Source organism: Catenuloplanes nepalensis (assembly GCF_030811575.1).
Lineage (GTDB): Bacteria > Actinomycetota > Actinomycetes > Mycobacteriales > Micromonosporaceae > Catenuloplanes > Catenuloplanes nepalensis.
Genome location: NZ_JAUSRA010000001.1, coordinates 9,560,555 through 9,580,322 on the forward strand (window position 1 = coordinate 9,560,555; position 19,768 = coordinate 9,580,322).

The window sequence follows — 19,768 nt, forward strand, 5'->3', positions numbered from 1 at the left end:
TTCGTGGATGTTACGGGCGGTTCACCGGCCGCACGCGAGAATGAGCGGTGAATTGCTCGGAATTCATTGAGAGAATCGCGACAGCGAATGGCGGAACGTCGCCGGACGACTACGCGGCGAATCGGCGCGCATCGTTAAACGTGGCGGAGGCCACGGAAACGACGCCCATCATATCGACGATGCGGGCTCCGCAGGCGAGATGCCCGGAAGTCCGGAGCATGATCCCGGCGAATGCGATATTCATCTCGGACGGCTCGTGGCGAGGAGGGGCGATGAGGGGACCGGTGGCCGCGTTCCGTGACCTGCGGGTCGCGGGCAAGCTGGCGCTCAGCTTCACGGTGGTGCTGCTGCTGTCGCTGGTGATCGGCCTGGTCGGAATGGTGGAGTTGCGTCACGCGCAGGACCGGCTGCAGGGCATGTACCGGGACAGTCTGCAGGCGATCTACTGGCTCGGCCTGGTCGACACGGCCAACCAGGAGATCGGCCGGGAGCTGTTCAACTATGCGCTCGCGCCGACCGCGGCCACGATGGCCGAGGTGGCGGACGAGATGGCGGTGACCGACGAGGAGCTGGACAGCAACTGGGCGCTTTACACCGCCACCGACATGACCGGCCGGGAGGAGGCGCGCGACCGGTTCGACGCGGCGCTCACCGAGTTCCGCGAGGCCCGCACCGCGACGCTGATCCCGGCCGGCGAGTCGAACGACCTCGACGCGTTCCTCACCGCGTACGACGCGCGGGGCCGGGTGCTGGAGGGCGCGATGAGCGAGGCGCTGGACGATCTCCAGGAGATCGAGGACGCCGCCGCGCAGACGGCACTGGCCGACGCCACCGACGCCTCGTCCGCGGCCACGCTGCTGATCTGGCTGCTGATCGCGGGTGCGATCGTGCTCAGCGTGGCGGTGGTGATCGTGGTCAGCCGCATGATCGGGGGACCGCTCGGCCGTACCGTGTCGGTCCTGAACGATCTGGCCGATGGCCGGCTCGACCAGCGGCTCGACGTGACCGGCCGGGACGAGGTCGGCCGGATGGCCACGTCCCTCAACGCGGCGCTGGACCGGATCGCCGGCGCGATGCGGGAGATCGGTGCGAACGTGGACACGCTCGCCTCCTCCAGCGAGGAGCTGTCCGCGGTCGCCCGGAGCGTCAACGACTCGGCCGCGCGCTCGTCCGCCCAGGCGCAGGCCGCGTCGTCCGCGTCCGAGCAGATCAGCGTGAACATCTCCACGATCGCGGCCGGGAGCGACGAGATCGGCGCGTCCATCGCGGAGATCGCGCGCTCCACGTCCAGCGCGGCCGACGTGGCGGCCGGCGCGGTGACCGCGTCCGCGCGGGCCGGCGAGATCCTCGACCAGCTCGGCGCGTCGTCCGCGGAGATCGGCAACGTCGTCAAGCTGATCACCGCGATCGCCGAGCAGACGAACCTGCTCGCGCTGAACGCCACGATCGAGGCGGCCCGGGCCGGCGACGCGGGCAAGGGCTTCGCGGTGGTCGCGAGCGAGGTCAAGGATCTGGCGCAGGAGACCGCGCGGGCGACCGGCGACATCGGGACCCGGGTCGCCGCGATCCAGGGCGACGCCGCGGCCGCGGTCGCCGCGATCGCGGACATCAGCGACGTGATCGAACAGATCAACGCGACCCAGACCGCGATCGCGGCCGCGGTCGAGGAGCAGACCGCCACCACTGCCGAGATGAGCCGCAACGTCAACGAGGTGGCCACCGGCTCGTCCGAGATCAGCGCGAACGTCATGGGCGTCGCGGAGGCCGCGGCGGAGACGACCGGCGCGGCGGGCGACACCGAGCGCACCTCGGCCGGCCTGGCCCGGGTGGCGAGCGAGCTGCAGCGAAACCTGGCGCTGTTCCGCTACTGATCCGCCGGAAGAAGCACGAACTGCCAATACCGGTATTCCCGCTTCCGGCGTGGGCACTTTCCGCATGCTCCGGTCGTCCGCACGGCGGTGCAAACACGGGTTTCGATTGCACCGCCGTGCGGCACTTCCGGGTCTTGGGCAAGTTCTGCGCTCCTCCCTGCCCCACCCAGCCTGGCCGGGAAAACCCCACCCACCGTGCAGTTCCCATGACCAGGGCGTCCCTGTTTTGGGTTCTGGGGGTGCGGGACCACGGCGGGACCGGTGCCCGCGGGAGCACTCGGAAGGTGCCCACGCCGGAAGCGGGAAAATGGATTTTTCAGGGTTTCTCGGCGGCGGCGTTCGCGTAGTGCTCCGCGTCCTCGGCGAGGCGGCTGCCGGCGGGAGTGGCGGGTCCGCGGGCCTCGCGGCGGGCGGCCCAGATGAAGCCGACCAGGGTGAGCGCGGCGAAGAGCCACCACTGGACCGCGTAGCCGCCGTTCTGCCAGGCGTTCTCGTGGCGGGCCTCGATCTGCGTGAAGATCGGGTCGGCGGCCGGTTGCTGCTCGGTGAGCTGCAGGAACGTGCCGTAGATGGGGTACGGCAGTTCGGCGGCGAGCAGCGACAGGCCGATCCGGCGGGTCTCCAGGCGGCCGTCGCGCCGCTCGATCGCGCCGGCCTTGCTCTCCGTGAGACGGATCTTGCCGATCACGGTGACGGTGCCGGCCGGGGCCGGTGGGATGGCCGGGCGGGCGAGCGCGCCGCCGTCCGCGGGCGGAATCCAGCCGCGGTCGACGAGCACGGCCGTGCCGTCCGCGAGCTTCAGCGGGGTGACGACCTCGAAACCGACCTGCCCGGCGACGGTCCGGCTGCGGGCCAGGATCTCGTTCGCCGGGTCGTAGACGCCGGTGACGGTGACGCGCGTCCACTCCGCGTCCCTGCCGGGCGCCGGGCCGGGCGTGCCGGTCACGGAGGGCGCCGCGACGGTCTGGCCGAGCGGGACCGGTGCGACGCTGTCCGCGCTGTCGATCCGGTCGTTGATCGCGGTGCGTTCCTGATAGCGGCTCAGCTGCCAGTTGCCGAGCAGCACCATGACCGCGGCCGCGGCGAGGGCCAGCGCGAGGTAGCCCAGCCAGCGGGGGGTGAACAGGAAGCGGTACACACCTCGCAGGCTACTCGCGGATGATGAGGCCGATCCCGGCGGTGGTGATCTGTCGGTTTTCGGCCTCTTCGCACGACCAAAGGCCGCTATTTCCGATTAAGCCTCGGGTCACCGAGATCTGCGTGGCGCTGGAGCCGGGCGCGCGGGTTTCGGGCCGGCCGCGGAGGCGGGTGCCCGCGCCGACCTCGAGGTGTGGTGGCCGGTCGCGGCCGACCTGCGCTGACCCGTCACCGGTTCCGTTCCCACCGGCGATCGCGGTATCGGTCGTAGTCCTCGCCGCGCATCATCTCCTTGGACGGCGGGGTGAACTTCTCGATCGGCTGGTCCCGCATCGCGTCGCGCAGCGTCTCCGCGACCGTGACGCGCGACTTGTAGCCGTTGCTCGTGCCCACCTCGTGCTGCGGGTTGTCCGGGTCGGCCAGGAACGCCGCCACGGCCAGCTGCGGAACGTAGCCGACGAACCACGACGCCTGATAGTTGTCCGTGGTGCCGGACTTGCCGGCCACCTGGCGCTCGACCGTGTGCCGCACGTCCGGCGCGGTCGACCAGCCACCGCACCGGCCGCTCTCCGACGAACCGGTGGTGCACCGGGCCGCGTCCGTCGCCGCCCGCGCCACCTCGGCCGGGATCGCCTGATGGCAGCGCGGCGCGGCCACCTCGACCCGGGCGCCGTCCACGGTCCGGGTGGCGGGCGTGCCGTCCGGGCCGGTCACGGAGCGCACCGGCAGCGGCTCGCAGTACCGGCCCTCCGCGGCCACGGTCGCGAACGCGTTCGCCATCTCCAGCGGCGTGGTGTCCGCGACGCCGAGCGTGAACGCCCCCCAGCCGCGGGCCCGCTCCGGCGACGCCTGGATCCGGTCGATCTCGGTGCGCCAGCGCAGGCCGAGCCGCTCCGCCATCCGGACCGCGCGGTGCGCACCGACCTTCTGCTCCAGCTGCACGAAGTAGGTGTTCACCGACTGGCCGAAGCCGGACCACATGTTCTTCCGCCCGGTCATCGAGCTGCTGGCATTGCGTACGCACCACATGCCCTCGCACTGCGTCCGGTCGCTCCAGTCCGCCGGGTACTTCGTCTTCAGCCGCGACGGCGAGTAGAAGCTGGTGCTCAGCGGCAGGCCCTCGTCCAGCGCCGCGAGCATGGTGAACAGCTTGAACGTGGAGCCCGCCTGGTAACCGGGCATGTCACCGCCGCCGAGCAACGGGTTCACCGTGTTCGGGTAGTTGCCGAGCAGCCCGGCCCGGCGCTGCCGCGGATCGCTGTGCCGGCCGTTGTCCTTCTGGTCCAGCGAGTAGACCCGGTTGACCGCCATCGCCCGCACGTGACCGCTGCCCGGCTCGATCGCGACCGAGCCGTGCGCGAAGCGGCTACGGGTGCGCTCCTTGTCGAGCACGTTCTTCAGCGCGTTGGCCTGAACGGCCGGGTCGAGCGTGGTCACGATGTGGTAGCCGCCGCGCCGGAGCCGGTCCAGCCGCTCGGCCGGATCCGCGCCGAACGCGTCCTGCTGCATCCACCAGTTCTTGAAGTAGTCGCAGAAGAAACCCCAGTCGTTGGTGTCCTCGGCGACCGAGACGCAGTCGTTCGGCGGGTCGGTCAGCTTCAGCGCGATCGGCGTCCTCTTCTCCCGGTCGGCCTCGCGCGTGCTGAGGAAGCCGGCCGCCACCATCCGGTCGATCACGTAGTCGCGGCGCGCGATCGCGGCCTCGGTGTCGTGGCCGGCCGGGTCGTACGCGGACGGTGCCTTGACCAGGCCGGCCAGCAGCGCGGCCTCGGCGACGGTGAGCGTCCGGGCGTCCTTGGAGAAGAAGACCTCGGACGCGGCCGCGATGCCGTACGCGCGGTGCCCGAAGTAGGCCGAGTTGAGGTAGCCCTCCAGGATCTGCTCCTTGGAGAGCCGCTTCTCGATCTCCATGGCCAGCCGCATCTCGCGCAGCTTGCGGCCGGTGGTCTGCTCGGTGGCGGCGAGCGCCTCGACCGGGGACTCGGCGCCGTCGCGCAGCGCCATCCGGACGTACTGCATGGTCAGCGTGGAGGCGCCCTGGGAGACGCCGCCGGCGCGCTGGTTCGCGACGAACGCGCGGGCCGCGCCCTTCATGTCGACGCCGTTGTGCTCGTAGAAGCGCGCGTCCTCGGCCGCGATGATCGCCTGCTGGACGTGCTCGGAGATGTCGCCGATCGCCACCGGTTTGCGGTGCTCCTCGTAGAACATCGTGATCAGCGTCTTGCCGTCCGCGGCGTAGACGTAGCTGGTCTGCGCGGACGGTGGCACGGTGAGTTCGTCGGGGAGTTCGCGCACCTTCTCGATGCCGGCCTTGGCGCCGAGGCCGGCGAGGGCGGCCAGCGGGTACGCCATCCCGGCCAGAATCACCCCGGCGATGATCCCGGTACGAAGCATGGCTGCGAGACGGCCGACCGCGGAGGATGTGCGCTCCATACCCCAAAAGTAGGACATATTCGCTTATGCGAGGGCGGAAAGGAGTGAACCGCTCCTCACATCTCGCCTGGCGGTCTGTGAGGGCGCCGTACCGGTCCCGCATGCTGTTGTGGACTTTCATTCTTCGGAAGGGGTACGGGTTGGGCGAGGAGCTGGGCCACCACGGCGACGCGGAGGTGGCGCCCGGTCTGGTCGACCTGGCGGTGAACGTCCGGCGCGATCCGATGCCCGACTGGCTGTCCGCGCCGATCATGGCGTCGATGTCCGCGCTCGCGGCGTACCCCGACCCCGGGCCGGCCACCGCGGCGATCGCGGCCCGGCACCGCCGCCCGCCGGAGGAGGTGCTGCTCACCGCGGGCGCGGCCCAGGGCTTCGTGCTGCTGGCCCAGGCGCTGCGCGGCGCGCGGGTCCCGGTCGTGGTGCACCCGCAGTTCACCGAGCCGGAGGCGGCGCTGCGCGGAGCCGGCCACGAGGTGCGGCGCGTCGTACTCACCGGGGATTTCGATCTGGCTCCGGATTTCGCCCTTCCACCCGGCGCCGATCTCGTCTTCATCGGCAACCCGACGAACCCGACCTCGGTGCTGCACCCGGCGGAGCGGATCGCGGCGCTGGCCGAGCCCGGCCGGGTGCTGGTGGTGGACGAGGCATTCGCGGACAGCGCGCACCGGCCCGGCCTCGACCGCGAACCGGAGTCGCTGGCCGAGCGGCGCGACCTCCCCGGGCTCGTCGTGGTCCGCAGCCTCACCAAGACCTGGGGGCTGGCCGGCCTGCGCGTCGGCTACCTGCTCGGCCCGGCCGAGCTGATCGACCGGTGCCGGGCCGTGCAGCCGCTCTGGCCGGTCTCCACGCCCGCGCTCGCGGCCGCGGCGGCGTGCGCGTCCCCGGTGGCGGTCGCCACCGAGCGCGAGATCGCCGCGCGGCTGGCCGGCGACCGGCGATACCTTGTGCGCCGGCTCCGCGAGCTGCCGACAGTGACCGTGATCGGCGACCCGGCCAGCGCTTTCGTGCTGGTCAAGGTGGCCGGGGCGGACAAGCTGCGGCTGGCGCTGCGGGAGAACGGCTTCGCGGTGCGGCGCGGCGACACGTTCCCGGGGCTGGGTCCGGATTACGTGCGTGTTGCGGTGCGAGACACTGCCACCACGGACCGTTTCGTAGCGGCGGTCTCTTACGTTCTGCAGGGTTTCGAGGGGAAGGGCTGATCATGCGGGAGACGCTTGCCGCCATCCGTCCGCTGGACGAGGAGGCGATGGCGGCCGCGCGGGCACGACACGACCGCCTGACCAAGCCGGCCGGCTCACTCGGCATGCTGGAGGACCTCTCCATCCGCCTCGCCGGGCTGGCCGGGGCCTGCCCGCCGCCACTGCCCACACCGGCCGCGGTCGCGGTCTTCGCCGGCGACCACGGCGTGCACGCCCAGCGCGTCTCGCCGTGGCCGCAGGAGGTCACCGTGCAGATGGTGGCGAACTACCTGGCCGGCGGTGCGGTGATCAACGCGTTCGCCCGGGAGATCGGCGCGGACGTGCACGTGGTCGACGTGGGCGTGGCCGCCGAGATCGACGCCGCGCCCGGCCTGATCTCGGCCAAGGTCCGGCCCGGCACCGCCGACCTGGCGGTCGAGCCCGCCATGACCCTCGACGAGGCGCGCGCCGCGATCGAGACCGGCATCCGGATCGCCGGGCAGCTCATCGACGGCGGCGCGAAGATCCTGGTGGCCGGCGACATGGGCATCGCGAACACCACGCCCGCGGCCGCGCTGATCGCGGCGTTCACCGGCCGGGACGCGGGCGAGGTGACCGGGCGGGGCACCGGCATCGACGACTACACGTTCAACCTCAAGATCTCGGTGGTACGGAGTGCGCTGCGCCGGCTGCCGGCCGACGCCGACGCGCTGCGCGTGCTCGCCGAGGTCGGGGGTCTGGAACACGCGGCGATCGCCGGCTTCATGCTCGGGGCGGCCGCACACCGCGTCCCGCTGATCCTGGACGGGGTGAACACGGTCGCGGGCGCGCTGGCCGCCGCCGCGCTGCACCCCGGCGTGACCGCCGCGCTCGTCGCCGGACACCGGTCCGTCGAGCCGGGCGCCACCGCCGGCCTCGCCCACCTGGGCCTCGAACCCCTCATCGACCTGGGCATGCGGCTCGGTGAGGGCACCGGCGCGGTGCTCGCGCTGCCGATCGTCTCCGCGGCCGTCCGTGTGCTGCACGACGTCGCCACCTTCGACTCAGCCGGAGTGACCGAGAAGTGACCGAACTCTATCCTCTCGCGCTGCGCCTGACCGGCCGCAAGGTCCTCGTCGTCGGCGGCGGCGCGGTCGCCACCCGCCGGGTCCCCGCGCTGCTGTCCGCGGGCGCCCGCGTGCTGCTCGTCTCCCCGCACCTGACGCCCGCGCTCCAGTCCCTGGCCGACGCGGGACGGATCACCTGGCTCGCCCGCCGGTTCCAGGCCGACGACGTGGACGGGGCCTGGCTGGTCCAGGTCGCGGTCGACGACAACCTCGCCGCGGCCGCGGTCAGCGCGGCCGCGCTCGAACGCCGGGTGTTCTGCGTCCGGGCCGACGACCGCGAGGCCGCGACCGCGTGGACCCCGGCGGTGGCCCGGCACGGCGCGGTCACCGTGGCGGTCACCGCGGGCGGCGACCCGCACCGGGCCCAGGTGGTCCGGGACGGCATCCGGGACGGCCTGGCCGACGGCACGCTGCCGGGCTGCCACGTGCCGGACGCGCCGCCCGGCTTCCACGGTGCGGCACCGGACGTCCCGGTCGCGCCCGGCCGGGTGGTGCTGGTCGGCGCCGGTCCCGGCGACCCGGAGCTGATCACGGTCAAGGGCCGGCGGCTGCTGGCCGTCGCGGACGTGGTGGTGGCCGACCGGCTGGTGCCGGGACTGCTGCTGGACGAGCTGCGTCCCGAGGTGGAGCTGGTCGACGCCTCCAAGATCCCCTACGGCCCGGCGAAGGCACAGGAGGAGATCAACCGGATCATCGTGGACCGGGCCCGCGCCGGCGCGTTCGTGGTGCGGCTCAAGGGCGGCGACCCCTACGTCTTCGGCCGCGGCGGCGAGGAGGCCATCGCGTGCGCCGAGGCCGGCGTGCCGGTCACCGTGGTCCCGGGCGTGACCAGCTCGATCGCGGCACCGGCGGTGGCCGGCATTCCGGTCACGCACCGCGGCGTGGCGCACGAGTTCACGGTGGTGTCCGGGCACGTCGCGCCGGATGACCCGTCGTCGCTGGTCGACTGGCCGTCACTGGGCGGCATGCGCGGCACCGTGGTGATCCTGATGGGCCTGAAGAACCTGCCGAAGATCGCGGCCACGCTGATGGCGAACGGACGCGCGGCGGAGACGCCGGCGGCGGTGGTCCAGGAGGGCACGACGGGCGACCAGCGCGTGGTGAAGGCGACGCTCGGCGACGTCACCGAGAAGACCGCGGCGGCGGGCATCCGCCCCCCGGCGATCGTCGTGGTCGGCGACGTGGTCGACGCCCTGGGATCGGTGCCGCTGCCTTGAGCTCTTGGCAGTGCTGGGGGTACCTGATCGGTGAGGATTTGTCAGCGCGTTGCACGCTGACGTGCGGTCGCGGCGCTTAATCGAAGCTTCGGCATCGGGGTCTCGACGGTCGAATGGCAGCCGGGCGTTCCACGGTCGAATGCCAGCCGGGCGTCGGCAGGTCGTGATCGGGGCACCCGGGGGCGCCCCGAGATCCACGGCCGAAATTTCGGCATTTAGCGGCGTGACCCGCGAGGCGTCTCTCACCCCGAGACCGGAAAGGTCAGCGAGCGACCCCAGCGCTCGTCGAACGCCCGGCAGCACCGGGGTGACAAACCCTGATGTGCGGCGCGGCGCGGCGCGGCTGTGCAGCTCGGCGGCGGCGCGGCTGTGCAGCGCGGTGGCGCGGTTGTGCAGCGCGGCGGCGGCCCGGGTGTGCAGCGCGGTGGCGCGGGTGTGCAGCGCGGCGGCGCGGTTGTGCAGCTCGGCGGCGGCGCGGCTGTGCAGCGCGGCGGCGCGGTGTGCAGCGCGGCAGCGGCCCGGGTGTGCAGCGCGGCGGCGGCGTCGGGCGCTGCGCGCCCGATATTTCGTGTTATTGGTTGTGTTGGGCTGTGGTTGCGGTGGGAGGGCCTCGGCGGGCCTCGGGCTCCGGGGGAAGGGGCGTGGGTTCCAGCGGGGCCGGGGTTCGTCGGCCCAGCTCGGTATTCAGCGGGACTGAGTCGACGCCGCGTCGCCGCAGGCCAGCGCTGTCGGCGTGCTACGTGCTGAATAACCCTTAAGGGGGTGCGAAGATCAGCCATTCGCGACGCCGCCCTGGCCCTGAAGATCGGGCGCAGAGGTCAGCGAGTCGGCAGACCTCAGCACCAGCCCCGCACTGGGCTTTATTCGGAACTTCGGGCGCGGCGCACGTCTTCTGCGGCGAATCGAACCTGGCTTGATCATGCGAAGTCACTAGTGATACGTGAAGCACCGTATCGAGCCGGTGGATTCAATCGGTCGTCGCAATGCAACGTTTATGCAGCTAGAGGTGCCGATAGTAGCTGATTGAGGGCTTCGGCGGGTGTGCGCATGTTGAGGGTTTCGCGGGGGCGGCCATTGAGTTCGGCGGCGACGTCGTCGAGGTGCTGTCTGGTGTGGACGGACAGGTCGGTGCCCTTGGGGAAGTATTGGCGGAGCAGGCCGTTGGTGTTCTCGTTGCTGCCGCGCTGCCAGGGCGAGTGCGGGTCGCAGAAGTAGACATCGATGCCGGTGGCGATGGTGAAGTCGGCGTGGCGGGTCATCTCGACGCCTTGATCCCAGGTCAGTGACTTGGTCAGGTGAGCGGGCAGTGTCGTGATGGTGGCGATGAGGGCGTCGCGGACGGCCTCGGCGTCCCGGCCGTCGGGCAGGTGGACGAGCATGCAGTAGCGGGTGGAGCGTTCGACCAGAGTCCCGATCGCGGAGCCGCCGTCCTCACCGATGATCAGGTCGCCTTCCCAGTGGCCGGGCACGGCCCGGTCGGCGGCCTCAGCGGGCCGCTCACGGATGTTGATCATTGCGGGGATCCGGCCGCGTTTCTCCTGCTGTCGTGACCTGACCCTGGGCTTGCGCAGAGCCCTGCCGGTCCGCAGGCACGCGGTCAGCTCCTTGCGCAGCCCACCCCGGGACTGGACGAACAGCGACTGGTAGATCGTCTCGTGAGACACCCTCATCGATTCATCGTCCGGGAAACGCCGGGGCAGCCACAACGCGATCTGCCGCGGTGACCACTTCAGCTTCAGCTTCCCCTGCACCACCCGCCGCAACCGCGGGCAGTCCGCGAGCTTCACGGGCTTCGGCCGGCGGCGGCGATCACGCGCCTTCTCGTCCGCACGGCCGGCCCGATAACCCACCCGCACGGTCGAATTCCGGGCCAGTTCCCGCCCGATCGTCGACGGCTCCCGCCCCAGCGCCACCGCGATCGACCGCCGCGACTCACCCCGATCACGCCGCAGCATGATCTCCTCGCGTTCCTCGAACGACAGATACCGGCCTGACCCGGCCCCAGCCCCGTTGTTGATCACCCCGCCAGCATCCTGGAACCAGCGCATACCCGTCCACCGCGAGACTCCCGCAGCCGTCGACGCCTCCTCGGTAGACAAACCAGCCCGAATCCCCTCCCAAAACCGCACCCGAACCACATAAGGAACACCCGGCTTCGCCATCAAAACCCCTGCTCAGAGGGCATTGCAACGACCAATTGACCACAAGGCCCTCATACGGTGCTTCACGTATCACTAGTGAGAATCCGCGCAGATGGCTGGGCGACTTAGCACGACATTTCGGTCGCAAAATCTTCGAGTCCTGCGTGATTCCCGGATATTGGCGTCGATCTTCCATCATGTGGAAGGTTGACCGAACTTCGGGAACGATCTTCCACAATGTGACTCACTGAGGATTATTCAGCGCAGCGAACCGGCACCGCGTTGCCGCAGGCCGCGCGGTCTGACGAGGGCGGCGCTGAATAAGCCTCACTGCACGCCAGAGAGATAGCCGGTAGGCGACGCGCGGGATGAGCCTCAGAATCCCTATCGAACTCACCGCCGATCTTCTCGTCAGCGCTGACGACGCACGGCGAGCCAGACTCCCGCGTAGCGGAAACCAGGCCCCGCGCAGCAGCAAGCCGGGCCGCCCCACAGCGGCACAGCGCACAGCGGCACAGCGCACAGCGGCACAGCGGCGAGCCGGGCTCCCGCGCAGTGACCAGCCTTGATCTTTCTTCGTGCGCGCCGCGCAGACCGCTGCCGCCTGGCTGCCCCGTATGCCGTCGACCACCCTCGGGGTGCAGATCATCGGCAGGGCCGCCACCCACCACGCAACCGCCACCCCAGGCAAGGACCGCGCGCAGCGACGACCATGCCGACCACAGACCAAAGCTGGCGGCCCTGCCGATGATCTGCTCGGCCCGCAGACCAGAGCTGGCGGCCCTGCCGATGATCTGCTCGGCTCTTCCTGGACGACGGCATACGGGGCAGACAGGCTCACGACACCCAGACCATGCCACCCACGAAAAGACAGCGGGGCCGACGAACCCCGGCCCCGCTGGAACCCACGCCCCTTCCCCCGGAGCCCGAGGCCCGCCGGAGGCGCTCCAAACCGCAACCACACAGCCCAATACGACCAATAACACGAAATATCGGGCGCGCAGCGCCCGGATGCCATGCGGCCGACGAGACTTCGCCACCGAAGCCCCAGAGGCTTGTTCAGCGCGGCGAGCCGGCACCGCGTTGCCGCAGGCCCGGCGGTCTGGCGAGGGCGGCGCTGAACAAACCTCCCAGCAACAGCAACCGGACATAGGCCGGTCACGCATTCGTGATCGAGGCGTCCCTCAAGTCGTTGCAACGACTTGAGGGACGATCACGAAGAGATGCAAGACCGAGATATCCGGCGCGCAGCGCCCGATGTCACTCACGCAATCACGCGCCAGGAAACCGCACCCGAGACCGAAAGTGCGCCGCAACCAGCGACGGAACTCGCAGGGAGGACCGACCGGGGCCCGCGGGAGCACTCGGAACGGATCCACGCCGGAAGTGGGAAGCCAAACCCGGCGGAGACCGCGTTGACCGGGAACGCAACCACGCCGGAAGCGAAACCGGCCGCCGCGAGAAGTTCGCGGCGGCCGGTTCCGGTGAATCGGTTAAATCGCGCTCACGCCGGAGTGAGGACGTTGTTGAGCAGCAGCGCGCACCGGACCAGGCCGAGGTGGCTGTACGCCTGGGGGTGGTTGCCGAGCCCTCGTTCGGCCATCGGGTCGTACTGCTCGGGCAGCAGGCCGGTCGGGCCGGCCGTGTCCAGCATCTGCGTGAAGAGTTCCTCCGCGTCCGCCCGCCGGCCGGTGCGGAGGTAGGCCTCGATGAGCCAGGCCGTGCAGATGTGGAAGCCGCCCTCGCGGCCGGGCAGGCCGTCGTCCCAGCGGTAGCGGTAGACGACCGGGCCGGAGCGCAGATCCGCCTCGATCTTGAGGACCGTGGCGAGGAAGCGCGGGTCGTCGTCGGGGAGCAGGCCGGAGAGGCCGATCCACAGCGAGGACGCGTCCATCTCCTCGTCGCCGTAGGCGACCGAGTACGCGCCGACGCCGGAGTGCCAGCCGTGCTCCAGCACGTCCGCCCCGATCTTGTCGCGCAGCTCGGCCCACTCGGGCCGCGGGTCGCCGCCGTGGTTGTCGACCATGCGGACCGCGCGGTCCACGGTCATCCAGCACATGACCTTGGAGAACACGTGGTGGCGGGGGGCCAGTCGGGCCTCCCAGATGCCGTGGTCGGGCTCGTGCCAGCGGCGTTCGACGGCCTGGACCATCGACTCCAGCAGGCCCCACTCCTCGTCGCGGACCGAGCCGCGGGCGTCCGCGACGGCCGCGATCAGGTCGGCGACCGGGCCGAAGATGTCCAGCTGGAGCTGGTGGTTGGCCAGGTTGCCGACGCGCACCGGGCGGGAGCCGGCATATCCGGGGAGCGTGTCGATGACGGCTTCGGCGCCGAGCTCGTAGCCCTCGACCGTGTAGAGCGGGTGGAGCCGCTCCGGGTGGCCGCCGCTGCGCTCGACGCAGCCGTCGACCCAGCGCAGGAACGCCTCGGCCTCGGTCAGCGAGCCGAGGTCGACCAGCGCGCGGGCGGTCATCGCGGCGTCGCGGAGCCAGCAGTACCGGTAGTCCCAGTTGCGGACGCCGCCGACCTCCTCGGGCAATGACGTGGTGGCCGCGGCCAGGATTGAGCCGGTCGCCTCGTGGGTGAGGCCGCGCATGGTGAGCGCGCTGCGCAGCACCAGGTCGCGGGCGACCGACGGCAGGTTGAGCGTGCCCGCCCAGTCGCGCCACGGGCGTTCCGCGTTCTCCTGGCGGGTGAGCGCCGGGATGCCGGTGTGGCCGAGGTCATGCGATCCGAACCGCAGCTCGAGCGTGACCTCGCCGCCGGCCTGGGTGAGGTCGACGATCGCGCGGGCGGTGTCCCGGTCACCGCCGTCGGAGTCGACGGTCCAGGTGACGCCGGGGGAGTAGAGCGCGACCGGCTCGTTGGAGCCGAGCACCAGCAGGCCGTCACTGGCCGGCTGGAGCTGCACCGCGACCTGGCCGAACTCGGGGCGCGGCGCGAATTCGAGCCGCACCCGGCCGTGGCCGGTGATCCGCCGGATCAGCGTGGAGTCCGCGGTCGCGACGGTCAGCTCGCCGGTCTCGTCCTCGTGCACGCTGGTGTCCAGCCAGTCCGTGACCGTGAGGCCGGACCAGCGGGTCTCGACGGTCATGGTGCCGGGCCGGTAGCGCTGGCCGAGCGGGATGCCCCCGCGTTCCGGCGCGACCGAGAAGTAGCCGGCCGGGTTGCCGCCGAGCAGGTCCGCGAAGATCGCCGACGCGTCCGGGCGCGGGTGGCAGAGCCAGGTGAGCTTGGCCTCCGGCGTGATCAGCGCGACCGTGCGCCGGTTGGAGAGCATCGAGTGGCGCTCGATCGGCACCGCGTGCTCGCCGAACAGCCAGTTGCGCCGGGTCTGCAGCACGAGCGCGAGCAGCCGGGCCGCCTCGATCGGCTCGCCGACCCGGAAGCCGGCCTTCGTGTCGCCACTGCCGATCTTGATGCCGACGTCCGGGCCGTGCAGCGTGCCGAACGCGTCCTCGTCGGTGACGTCGTCGCCGATGTAGAGCACCGCGCTGGCGGAGAGCTGGCTGCGCAGCTGGTCGATGGCGGTGCCCTTGTGGGTGGTGACCACGGAGAGCTCCAGCACCTCCTTGCCGCGCTTGACGTAGACGCCGGGCCAGGTGGCGGGCCCGGACTCGATCGCGTCGACGACCTGGCGGGCCACGATCGGCTCGGCGCCGCGGTAGTGCACCGCGATGCTGGCGGGCTTGGCCTCCAGCCGGACGCCGGCCCGGCCGCCGGTGATCGCGCGGATCTCCATCTGCAGCCGGGTACGGACCTCGATCAGCTCGGGGTCGAGCCGCTCGATGAAGCCGATGTCGAACTCGGAGCCGTGGCTGCCGACGAGGTGCACCTCGCTGGGCAGCCGGGAGAGCGTGGCCAGGTCGCGCAGCGCACGGCCGGACACGACCGCCACCGTGGTCTGCGGCAGCGCGGCGAGCGCGCGGATCGCGGCGACCGACTCGGGCAGCGGGACGGCCCGGGCGTGGTCCTCCACGATCGGGGCGAGCGTGCCGTCGTAGTCACAGGCGACGAGGAGCTGCGGGACGCGGGCGATCCGCCCGATGGCGGCGCGCAGGTCCGGGTCGAGCTGAGGACCCCGGAGGTCGAGGTCGAGCGGCGAGGTCACGCCGCCTCCGGAACGCCGAGCTCGTTGAGGAACGAGCGAGCCCAGTGCTCGACGTCGTGGGTGCGCAGGTGGCGCTGCATGACGCGGATCCGGCGACGGGCCTCGGCCGGCTCGATGTTCACGGCGCGCAGCAGCACCTCCTTGACGCCCTCGGGGTCGTGCGGGTTGCACAGAAACGCTTGACGCAGCTCGGTCGCGGCACCCGCGAACTCGCTGAGCACCAACGCGCCACCGGTGTCGGCGCGCGATGCGACGTACTCCTTGGCCACCAGATTCATTCCGTCTCGCAGAGGGGTAACCATCATGACGTCGGCCGCGCTGTAGAGCGCGGCCAGTTCACTGCGACTGTACGACTGGTGGAGATAGTGGACCGCGGGCACGCCCACCCGTCCGAACTCGCCGTTGATCCGCCCGACCTCGCGCTCAACCTTGACTCGTAGCGCCTGGTAGTGCTCGACTCGCTCTCGGCTCGGCGTGGCGACCTGCACCATGACCGCCTCCGGAACTGTCAGCTTTCCGTCAGCGAGCAGTTCGCGGAACGCCTTGAGCCGCAGTTCGATGCCCTTGGTGTAGTCGAGCCGGTCGACGCCCAGGATCACCGTCTTCGGGTTGCCCAGCTCGCCGCGGATCTCCTTGGCCCGCGCCTGGATCGCCGGGTCCGCCGCCAGCTGTTCCATCTGCGCGGTGTCGATCGAGATCGGGAACGCGCCGGCCTTCACCTGGCGGCCGTCGACCTGGATCATCTGGCCCTCGTAGCGCAGGCCGAGCAGGTGCCGGGCCAGGCGGACGAAGTTCTGCGCGGCGAGCCGCTGCTGGAAGCCGACCAGGTCCGCGCCGAGCAGCCCGCGCAGGATCTCCGTGCGGAACGGCATCTGCATGAACAGCTCGATCGGGGGGAACGGGATGTGCAGGAAGAAGCCGATCTTGAGGTCCGGGCGCAGCTCGCGCAGCATGGCCGGGACCAGCTGCAACTGGTAGTCCTGCACCCAGACGACCGCACCTTCGGCCGCGACCTCGGCCGCCGCCTTCGCGAAGCGCTGGTTGACGGCCCGGTAGGTCTCGCGCCAGGAGCGCTTGTACGCCGGGGTCTCGACCGCGTCGTGATAGAGCGGCCAGATCGTCGCGTTCGACTGGCCCTCGTAGTAACGCTCCAGCTCCTGTGCGCTCAGCGGCACGGGGTGGATGTTGATGCCCTCGAGTTCGAAGGGCTCCGGGGCGTCGCCGGTGCCACCGGCCCAGCCGATCCAGGTGCCGCGCTCGCGCACGAGCACCGGGTGCAGCGCGGTGACCAGTCCGCCGGGGCTCGGCCGCCACTGGCGCCCCTCCGGGGTGGTCACCTCGTCCACGGGCAGGCGGTTGGCGACGACGACGAAGGAACTACGCTCAGCCACGTTCCGTACACCTCCGGTGTAATGCGGGTCCCGGCTGAGAGCCTACTGTCCGGGTGTTGACAGCCGGTGTCGCCGGTCAAACCGTGGAATGCCACACACGGTGGCGAGCCAAACGCACGGGTGACACGACCAACATCAAGATCCTTCCACGGTACGGGCTCAGAGCTCGATGATCGGCCACTCCCTCGCCAGGATCTCGTGGATCATCTCGCCCCGATTCGTCATGATCGGAACGACGGGCCGGGCCGCCGCCTCCATGGCGGCCTGGGCGGTGCCCATGGTCTCCATGATCCGGGTCCAGCCGCCCAGTACGCTGCACATGTCGTGCTCCACCGGTGTCACCGTGACATTGCCGAGTTCGGCGAGGAGGTCGAGGTAACTGGAGTTGTTCTTTCCGGTCTGTTGATATGCCTCGGCCAAGCAGACGGCGGGAAGAATTATCTCAAGCCGGCGATCCGCGATCTCGGCGATCTTCATGCCGACCGAGAAGTTGCCTTCCGCGTAGGCGACGACCGCCGTGGTCTCCAGTACGAGTCCTGCCTCCGTCATCGGCGGTACCGAGCCCGGGTGCGCTCGAGTTCGGCCCGGAGTTCCTCGGCCTGGGCGCGCAGCTCGGGCGTGATGCTCGCTTGGATGCGGTCGATCTCCGAGCGAGCAGCCGCGATGCTCACCTCCGTGATCTCGTGTCCACGCTCGCGCAGCGAGTTGCGAACTATGTCGCGGTACATCCGGCCTCGCACCGCGTCGGTGACGTATGCCGAGACGTTCGACTCCTTTGCCAGGTGCGCGGCCACGTCGTCCGGCACGCTGATCGCGATCTTCTTGGTCATACCGAAAAGGCTAGTTTGGTTATACCGTCGGGGGCAATGCCACGACAGGGTGGTGTGCGAGCTGCGTACCGGACCTGTCAGGATTGACGGTGTTGTCTGCTGCCCTCGGCAGAGCCGCGGCCAGACCGCCGGAACGATTCATCACTGACTCGGAGGTAGGGCACACCGTGGCCCAGTACATCTACGTCCTGGAAAAGGCGCGTAAGGCGCACGGCGACAAGGTCGTGCTCGACAACGTGACGCTGAGCTTCCTGCCCGGTGCCAAGATCGGTGTGGTCGGCCCGAACGGCGCCGGTAAGTCCAGCCTGCTGAAGATCATGGCGGGGCTGGACCGGCCGAGCAACGGCGAGGCTCGCCTGATGCCGGGCTACACGGTCGGCATGCTGGCGCAGGAGCCCCCGCTGAACGAGGAGAAGGACGTCCTCGGCAACATCGAGGAGGCCGTCGCCGAGACCAAGGCGAAGCTCGCGCGCTTCAACGCGATCGCCGAGGAGATGGCGACCAACTACACCGACGAGCTGATGGAGGAGATGGGCAAGCTCCAGGAGCAGCTGGACCACGCGGACGCGTGGGACATCGACGCCCAGCTCCAGCTCGCGATGGACGCGCTGCGCTGCCCGCCGGCCGACGCGGACGTCACCCAGCTCTCCGGTGGTGAGCGCCGCCGCGTCGCGCTGTGCAAGCTGCTGCTCGAGGCGCCCGACCTGCTGCTGCTCGACGAGCCCACCAACCACCTGGACGCGGAGAGCGTGCAGTGGCTGGAGCAGCACCTCGCGAAGTACGCCGGCACCGTCCTGGCGATCACCCACGACCGGTACTTCCTGGACAATGTGGCCGGCTGGATCCTGGAGCTCGACCGCGGCCGGGCGATCGGCTACGAGGGCAACTACTCGACGTACCTGGAGAAGAAGGCGGCGCGTCTGGCGGTCGAGGGCCGCAAGGACGCGAAGATGAAGAAGCGCCTCTCCGAGGAGCTGGAGTGGGTCCGGTCGAACGCGAAGGCGCGCCAGACCAAGTCCCGCTCCCGCCTCGACCGGTACGAGGAGATGGCCGCGGAGGCGGAGAAGACCCGCAAGCTCGACTTCGAGGAGATCCAGATCCCGCCGGGCCCGCGCCTGGGCAGCACGGTGATCGAGGTCAACGGGCTGACCAAGGGCTTCGACGGCCGCACGCTGATCGACAACCTGTCGTTCTCCCTGCCGCGCAACGGCATCGTCGGCATCATCGGCCCGAACGGCGTCGGCAAGACCACGCTGTTCAAGACCATCGTCGGCCTGGAGCAGCCGGACGACGGCGGCGTGCGGGTCGGCGAGACGGTCAAGCTCTCCTACGTCGACCAGAACCGGTCCGGCCTGGACGGCGACAAGTCGCTCTGGGAGGTCGTCTCCGACGGCCTGGACCACATGATGGTCGGCAAGGTCGAGATGCCGTCCCGGGCGTACGTGGCGGCCTTCGGCTTCAAGGGCCCGGACCAGCAGAAGGCCACCAAGATCCTCTCCGGTGGTGAGCGGAACCGGCTGAACCTCGCGCTGACGCTGAAGATCGGCGGCAACGTGATCCTGCTCGACGAGCCGACCAACGACCTGGACGTCGAGACGCTCTCCAGCCTGGAGAACGCGCTGCTGGAGTTCCCCGGCTGCGCCGTGGTCATCTCCCACGACCGGATGTTCCTGGACCGCGTCGCCACCCACATCCTGGCCTGGGAGGGCGACGACGAGAACCCGGCGAGGTGGTTCTGGTTCGAGGGCAACTTCGACGCGTACGAGAAGAACAAGGTCGACCGGCTCGGTGCCGACGCCGCCCGTCCGCACGCGGTGACCTACCGCAAGCTGACCCGCGACTGACATCGGCCGTGGAGGGCGTCCGGCGGCCGCCGGGCGCCCTCGCCATAGGGAACGGGGGATGGGCGTGCGCTTCGTCCACCACTGCGCGCTCCGCTGGTCGGACATGGACGCATACGGCCACGTCAACAACACCCGCTTCCTGACGCTGTACGAGGAGGCGCGGGTCGCGTTCATCTACGTGCTGGCGAAGGAGCGGGGCGGCCCGTCGCTGGTCGACGACGGCACGGTGATCGCCCGCCACGAGGTCGACTATCTGCGGCCGGTGGTCTACCGCACGCACGCGAGCGAGGCACCGCCACCGCCGCCGCACGTGCGCATCGAGTTGTGGATCGAGAACGTGCGCGGCGCCCAGTTCACCGTGGTCTACGAGTTGTTCGACGGCGACGTGCTGGCCAGCCGCGCCCGTACCGTGTGCGTGCTCTTCGACCTGGCCGGCCAGCGTCCGCGCCGGATGACGGCCTGGGAGCGAGATTTCTTCAGCCGGTACGAGGTGGCGGCGTGACCGCGCC

13 protein-coding genes are annotated in these 19,768 nt (G+C 70.5%); 6 read left to right on the forward strand and 7 right to left on the reverse strand.

The features are described 5' to 3' along the window. Positions 1 to 272 precede the first annotated feature (272 nt). On the forward strand, positions 273 to 1,871 hold the full coding sequence (locus J2S43_RS41680) for a methyl-accepting chemotaxis protein (protein WP_306838962.1): 1,599 nt from the start codon (positions 273 to 275) through the stop codon (positions 1,869 to 1,871). A 316-nt stretch (positions 1,872 to 2,187) separates the two neighbouring features. Here the strand turns inward: J2S43_RS41680 and J2S43_RS41685 are convergent, their stop codons facing one another. Both J2S43_RS41685 and J2S43_RS41690 read right to left on the reverse strand, forming a co-directional pair. Further along, the gene (locus tag J2S43_RS41685; protein ID WP_306838964.1) at positions 2,188 to 3,009 is read right to left on the reverse strand and encodes an SURF1 family cytochrome oxidase biogenesis protein; all 822 of its coding nucleotides are present in this window, start codon (positions 3,007 to 3,009) and stop codon (positions 2,188 to 2,190) included. 227 nt (positions 3,010 to 3,236) lie between these two features. Next, positions 3,237 to 5,441 carry a transglycosylase domain-containing protein gene (locus J2S43_RS41690; protein WP_306838966.1) on the reverse strand — a complete coding sequence of 735 codons (2,205 nt, stop codon included), beginning with the start codon at positions 5,439 to 5,441 and terminating at the stop codon, positions 3,237 to 3,239. Between the two features lie 101 nt (positions 5,442 to 5,542). Here J2S43_RS41690 and cobC point away from each other — a divergent pair, with 101 nt between their 5' ends. From cobC to cobA, 3 genes are read left to right on the forward strand one after another with little or no spacing between them, the layout of a single operon-like run. Further along, on the forward strand, positions 5,543 to 6,640 hold the full coding sequence (gene cobC, locus J2S43_RS41695) for an Rv2231c family histidinol phosphate aminotransferase CobC (protein ID WP_306838968.1): 1,098 nt from the start codon (positions 5,543 to 5,545) through the stop codon (positions 6,638 to 6,640). A 2-nt stretch (positions 6,641 to 6,642) separates the two neighbouring features. Then, complete coding sequence (cobT, locus tag J2S43_RS41700; protein ID WP_370881726.1) at positions 6,643 to 7,686, forward strand: nicotinate-nucleotide--dimethylbenzimidazole phosphoribosyltransferase; 1,044 nt, start codon at positions 6,643 to 6,645, stop codon at positions 7,684 to 7,686. Beyond that, entirely contained in the window at positions 7,683 to 8,942 is a 1,260-nt protein-coding gene (cobA, locus tag J2S43_RS41705) for a uroporphyrinogen-III C-methyltransferase (RefSeq protein WP_306838971.1), read from the forward strand. Before cobT ends, cobA begins: the two co-directional genes overlap by 4 nt. A gap of 992 nt (positions 8,943 to 9,934) precedes the next feature. Here the strand turns inward: cobA and J2S43_RS41710 are convergent. From J2S43_RS41710 to J2S43_RS41730, 5 genes are all read right to left on the reverse strand, one after another. Next, on the reverse strand, positions 9,935 to 11,104 hold the full coding sequence (locus J2S43_RS41710; RefSeq protein ID WP_370881596.1) for an IS30 family transposase: 1,170 nt from the start codon (positions 11,102 to 11,104) through the stop codon (positions 9,935 to 9,937). 1,483 nt (positions 11,105 to 12,587) lie between these two features. Continuing rightward, positions 12,588 to 15,194, reverse strand: coding sequence for a trehalose-phosphatase (otsB, locus tag J2S43_RS41715; protein ID WP_306838973.1), 2,607 nt, complete (start codon positions 15,192 to 15,194; stop codon positions 12,588 to 12,590). Next, positions 15,191 to 16,585, reverse strand: coding sequence for an alpha,alpha-trehalose-phosphate synthase (UDP-forming) (locus tag J2S43_RS41720; protein ID WP_306838975.1), 1,395 nt, complete (start codon positions 16,583 to 16,585; stop codon positions 15,191 to 15,193). Before J2S43_RS41720 ends, otsB begins: the two co-directional genes overlap by 4 nt. 159 nt (positions 16,586 to 16,744) lie before the next feature. Then, the gene (locus J2S43_RS41725) at positions 16,745 to 17,134 is read right to left on the reverse strand and encodes a PIN domain-containing protein (protein WP_306838977.1); all 390 of its coding nucleotides are present in this window, start codon (positions 17,132 to 17,134) and stop codon (positions 16,745 to 16,747) included. Beyond that, a complete protein-coding gene (locus J2S43_RS41730) occupies positions 17,131 to 17,415 on the reverse strand; it encodes a hypothetical protein (protein ID WP_306838980.1) in 285 nt (94 codons plus the stop codon). Before J2S43_RS41730 ends, J2S43_RS41725 begins: the two co-directional genes overlap by 4 nt. A gap of 167 nt (positions 17,416 to 17,582) precedes the next feature. Between J2S43_RS41730 and ettA the strand changes: the two genes are divergently transcribed. Then, the gene (gene ettA / locus J2S43_RS41735) at positions 17,583 to 19,259 is read left to right on the forward strand and encodes an energy-dependent translational throttle protein EttA (protein ID WP_306838982.1); all 1,677 of its coding nucleotides are present in this window, start codon (positions 17,583 to 17,585) and stop codon (positions 19,257 to 19,259) included. A gap of 58 nt (positions 19,260 to 19,317) precedes the next feature. Further along, complete coding sequence (locus J2S43_RS41740) at positions 19,318 to 19,761, forward strand: acyl-CoA thioesterase (protein ID WP_306838984.1); 444 nt, start codon at positions 19,318 to 19,320, stop codon at positions 19,759 to 19,761. Positions 19,762 to 19,768 lie beyond the last annotated feature (7 nt).

Coding starts and splice junctions, on each gene's coding strand:
- J2S43_RS41680 (WP_306838962.1), top strand. CDS start 273: ATGAGGGGACCGGTGGCCGCGTTCCGTGACCTGCGGGTCGCGGGCAAG.
- J2S43_RS41690 (WP_306838966.1), bottom strand. CDS start 5,441: ATGGAGCGCACATCCTCCGCGGTCGGCCGTCTCGCAGCCATGCTTCGT.
- cobC (WP_306838968.1), top strand. CDS start 5,543: ATGCTGTTGTGGACTTTCATTCTTCGGAAGGGGTACGGGTTGGGCGAG.
- cobT (WP_370881726.1), top strand. CDS start 6,643: ATGCGGGAGACGCTTGCCGCCATCCGTCCGCTGGACGAGGAGGCGATG.
- J2S43_RS41710 (WP_370881596.1), bottom strand. CDS start 11,104: ATGGCGAAGCCGGGTGTTCCTTATGTGGTTCGGGTGCGGTTTTGGGAG.
- J2S43_RS41725 (WP_306838977.1), bottom strand. CDS start 17,134: ATGACGGAGGCAGGACTCGTACTGGAGACCACGGCGGTCGTCGCCTAC.
- J2S43_RS41730 (WP_306838980.1), bottom strand. CDS start 17,415: ATGACCAAGAAGATCGCGATCAGCGTGCCGGACGACGTGGCCGCGCAC.
- J2S43_RS41740 (WP_306838984.1), top strand. CDS start 19,318: ATGGGCGTGCGCTTCGTCCACCACTGCGCGCTCCGCTGGTCGGACATG.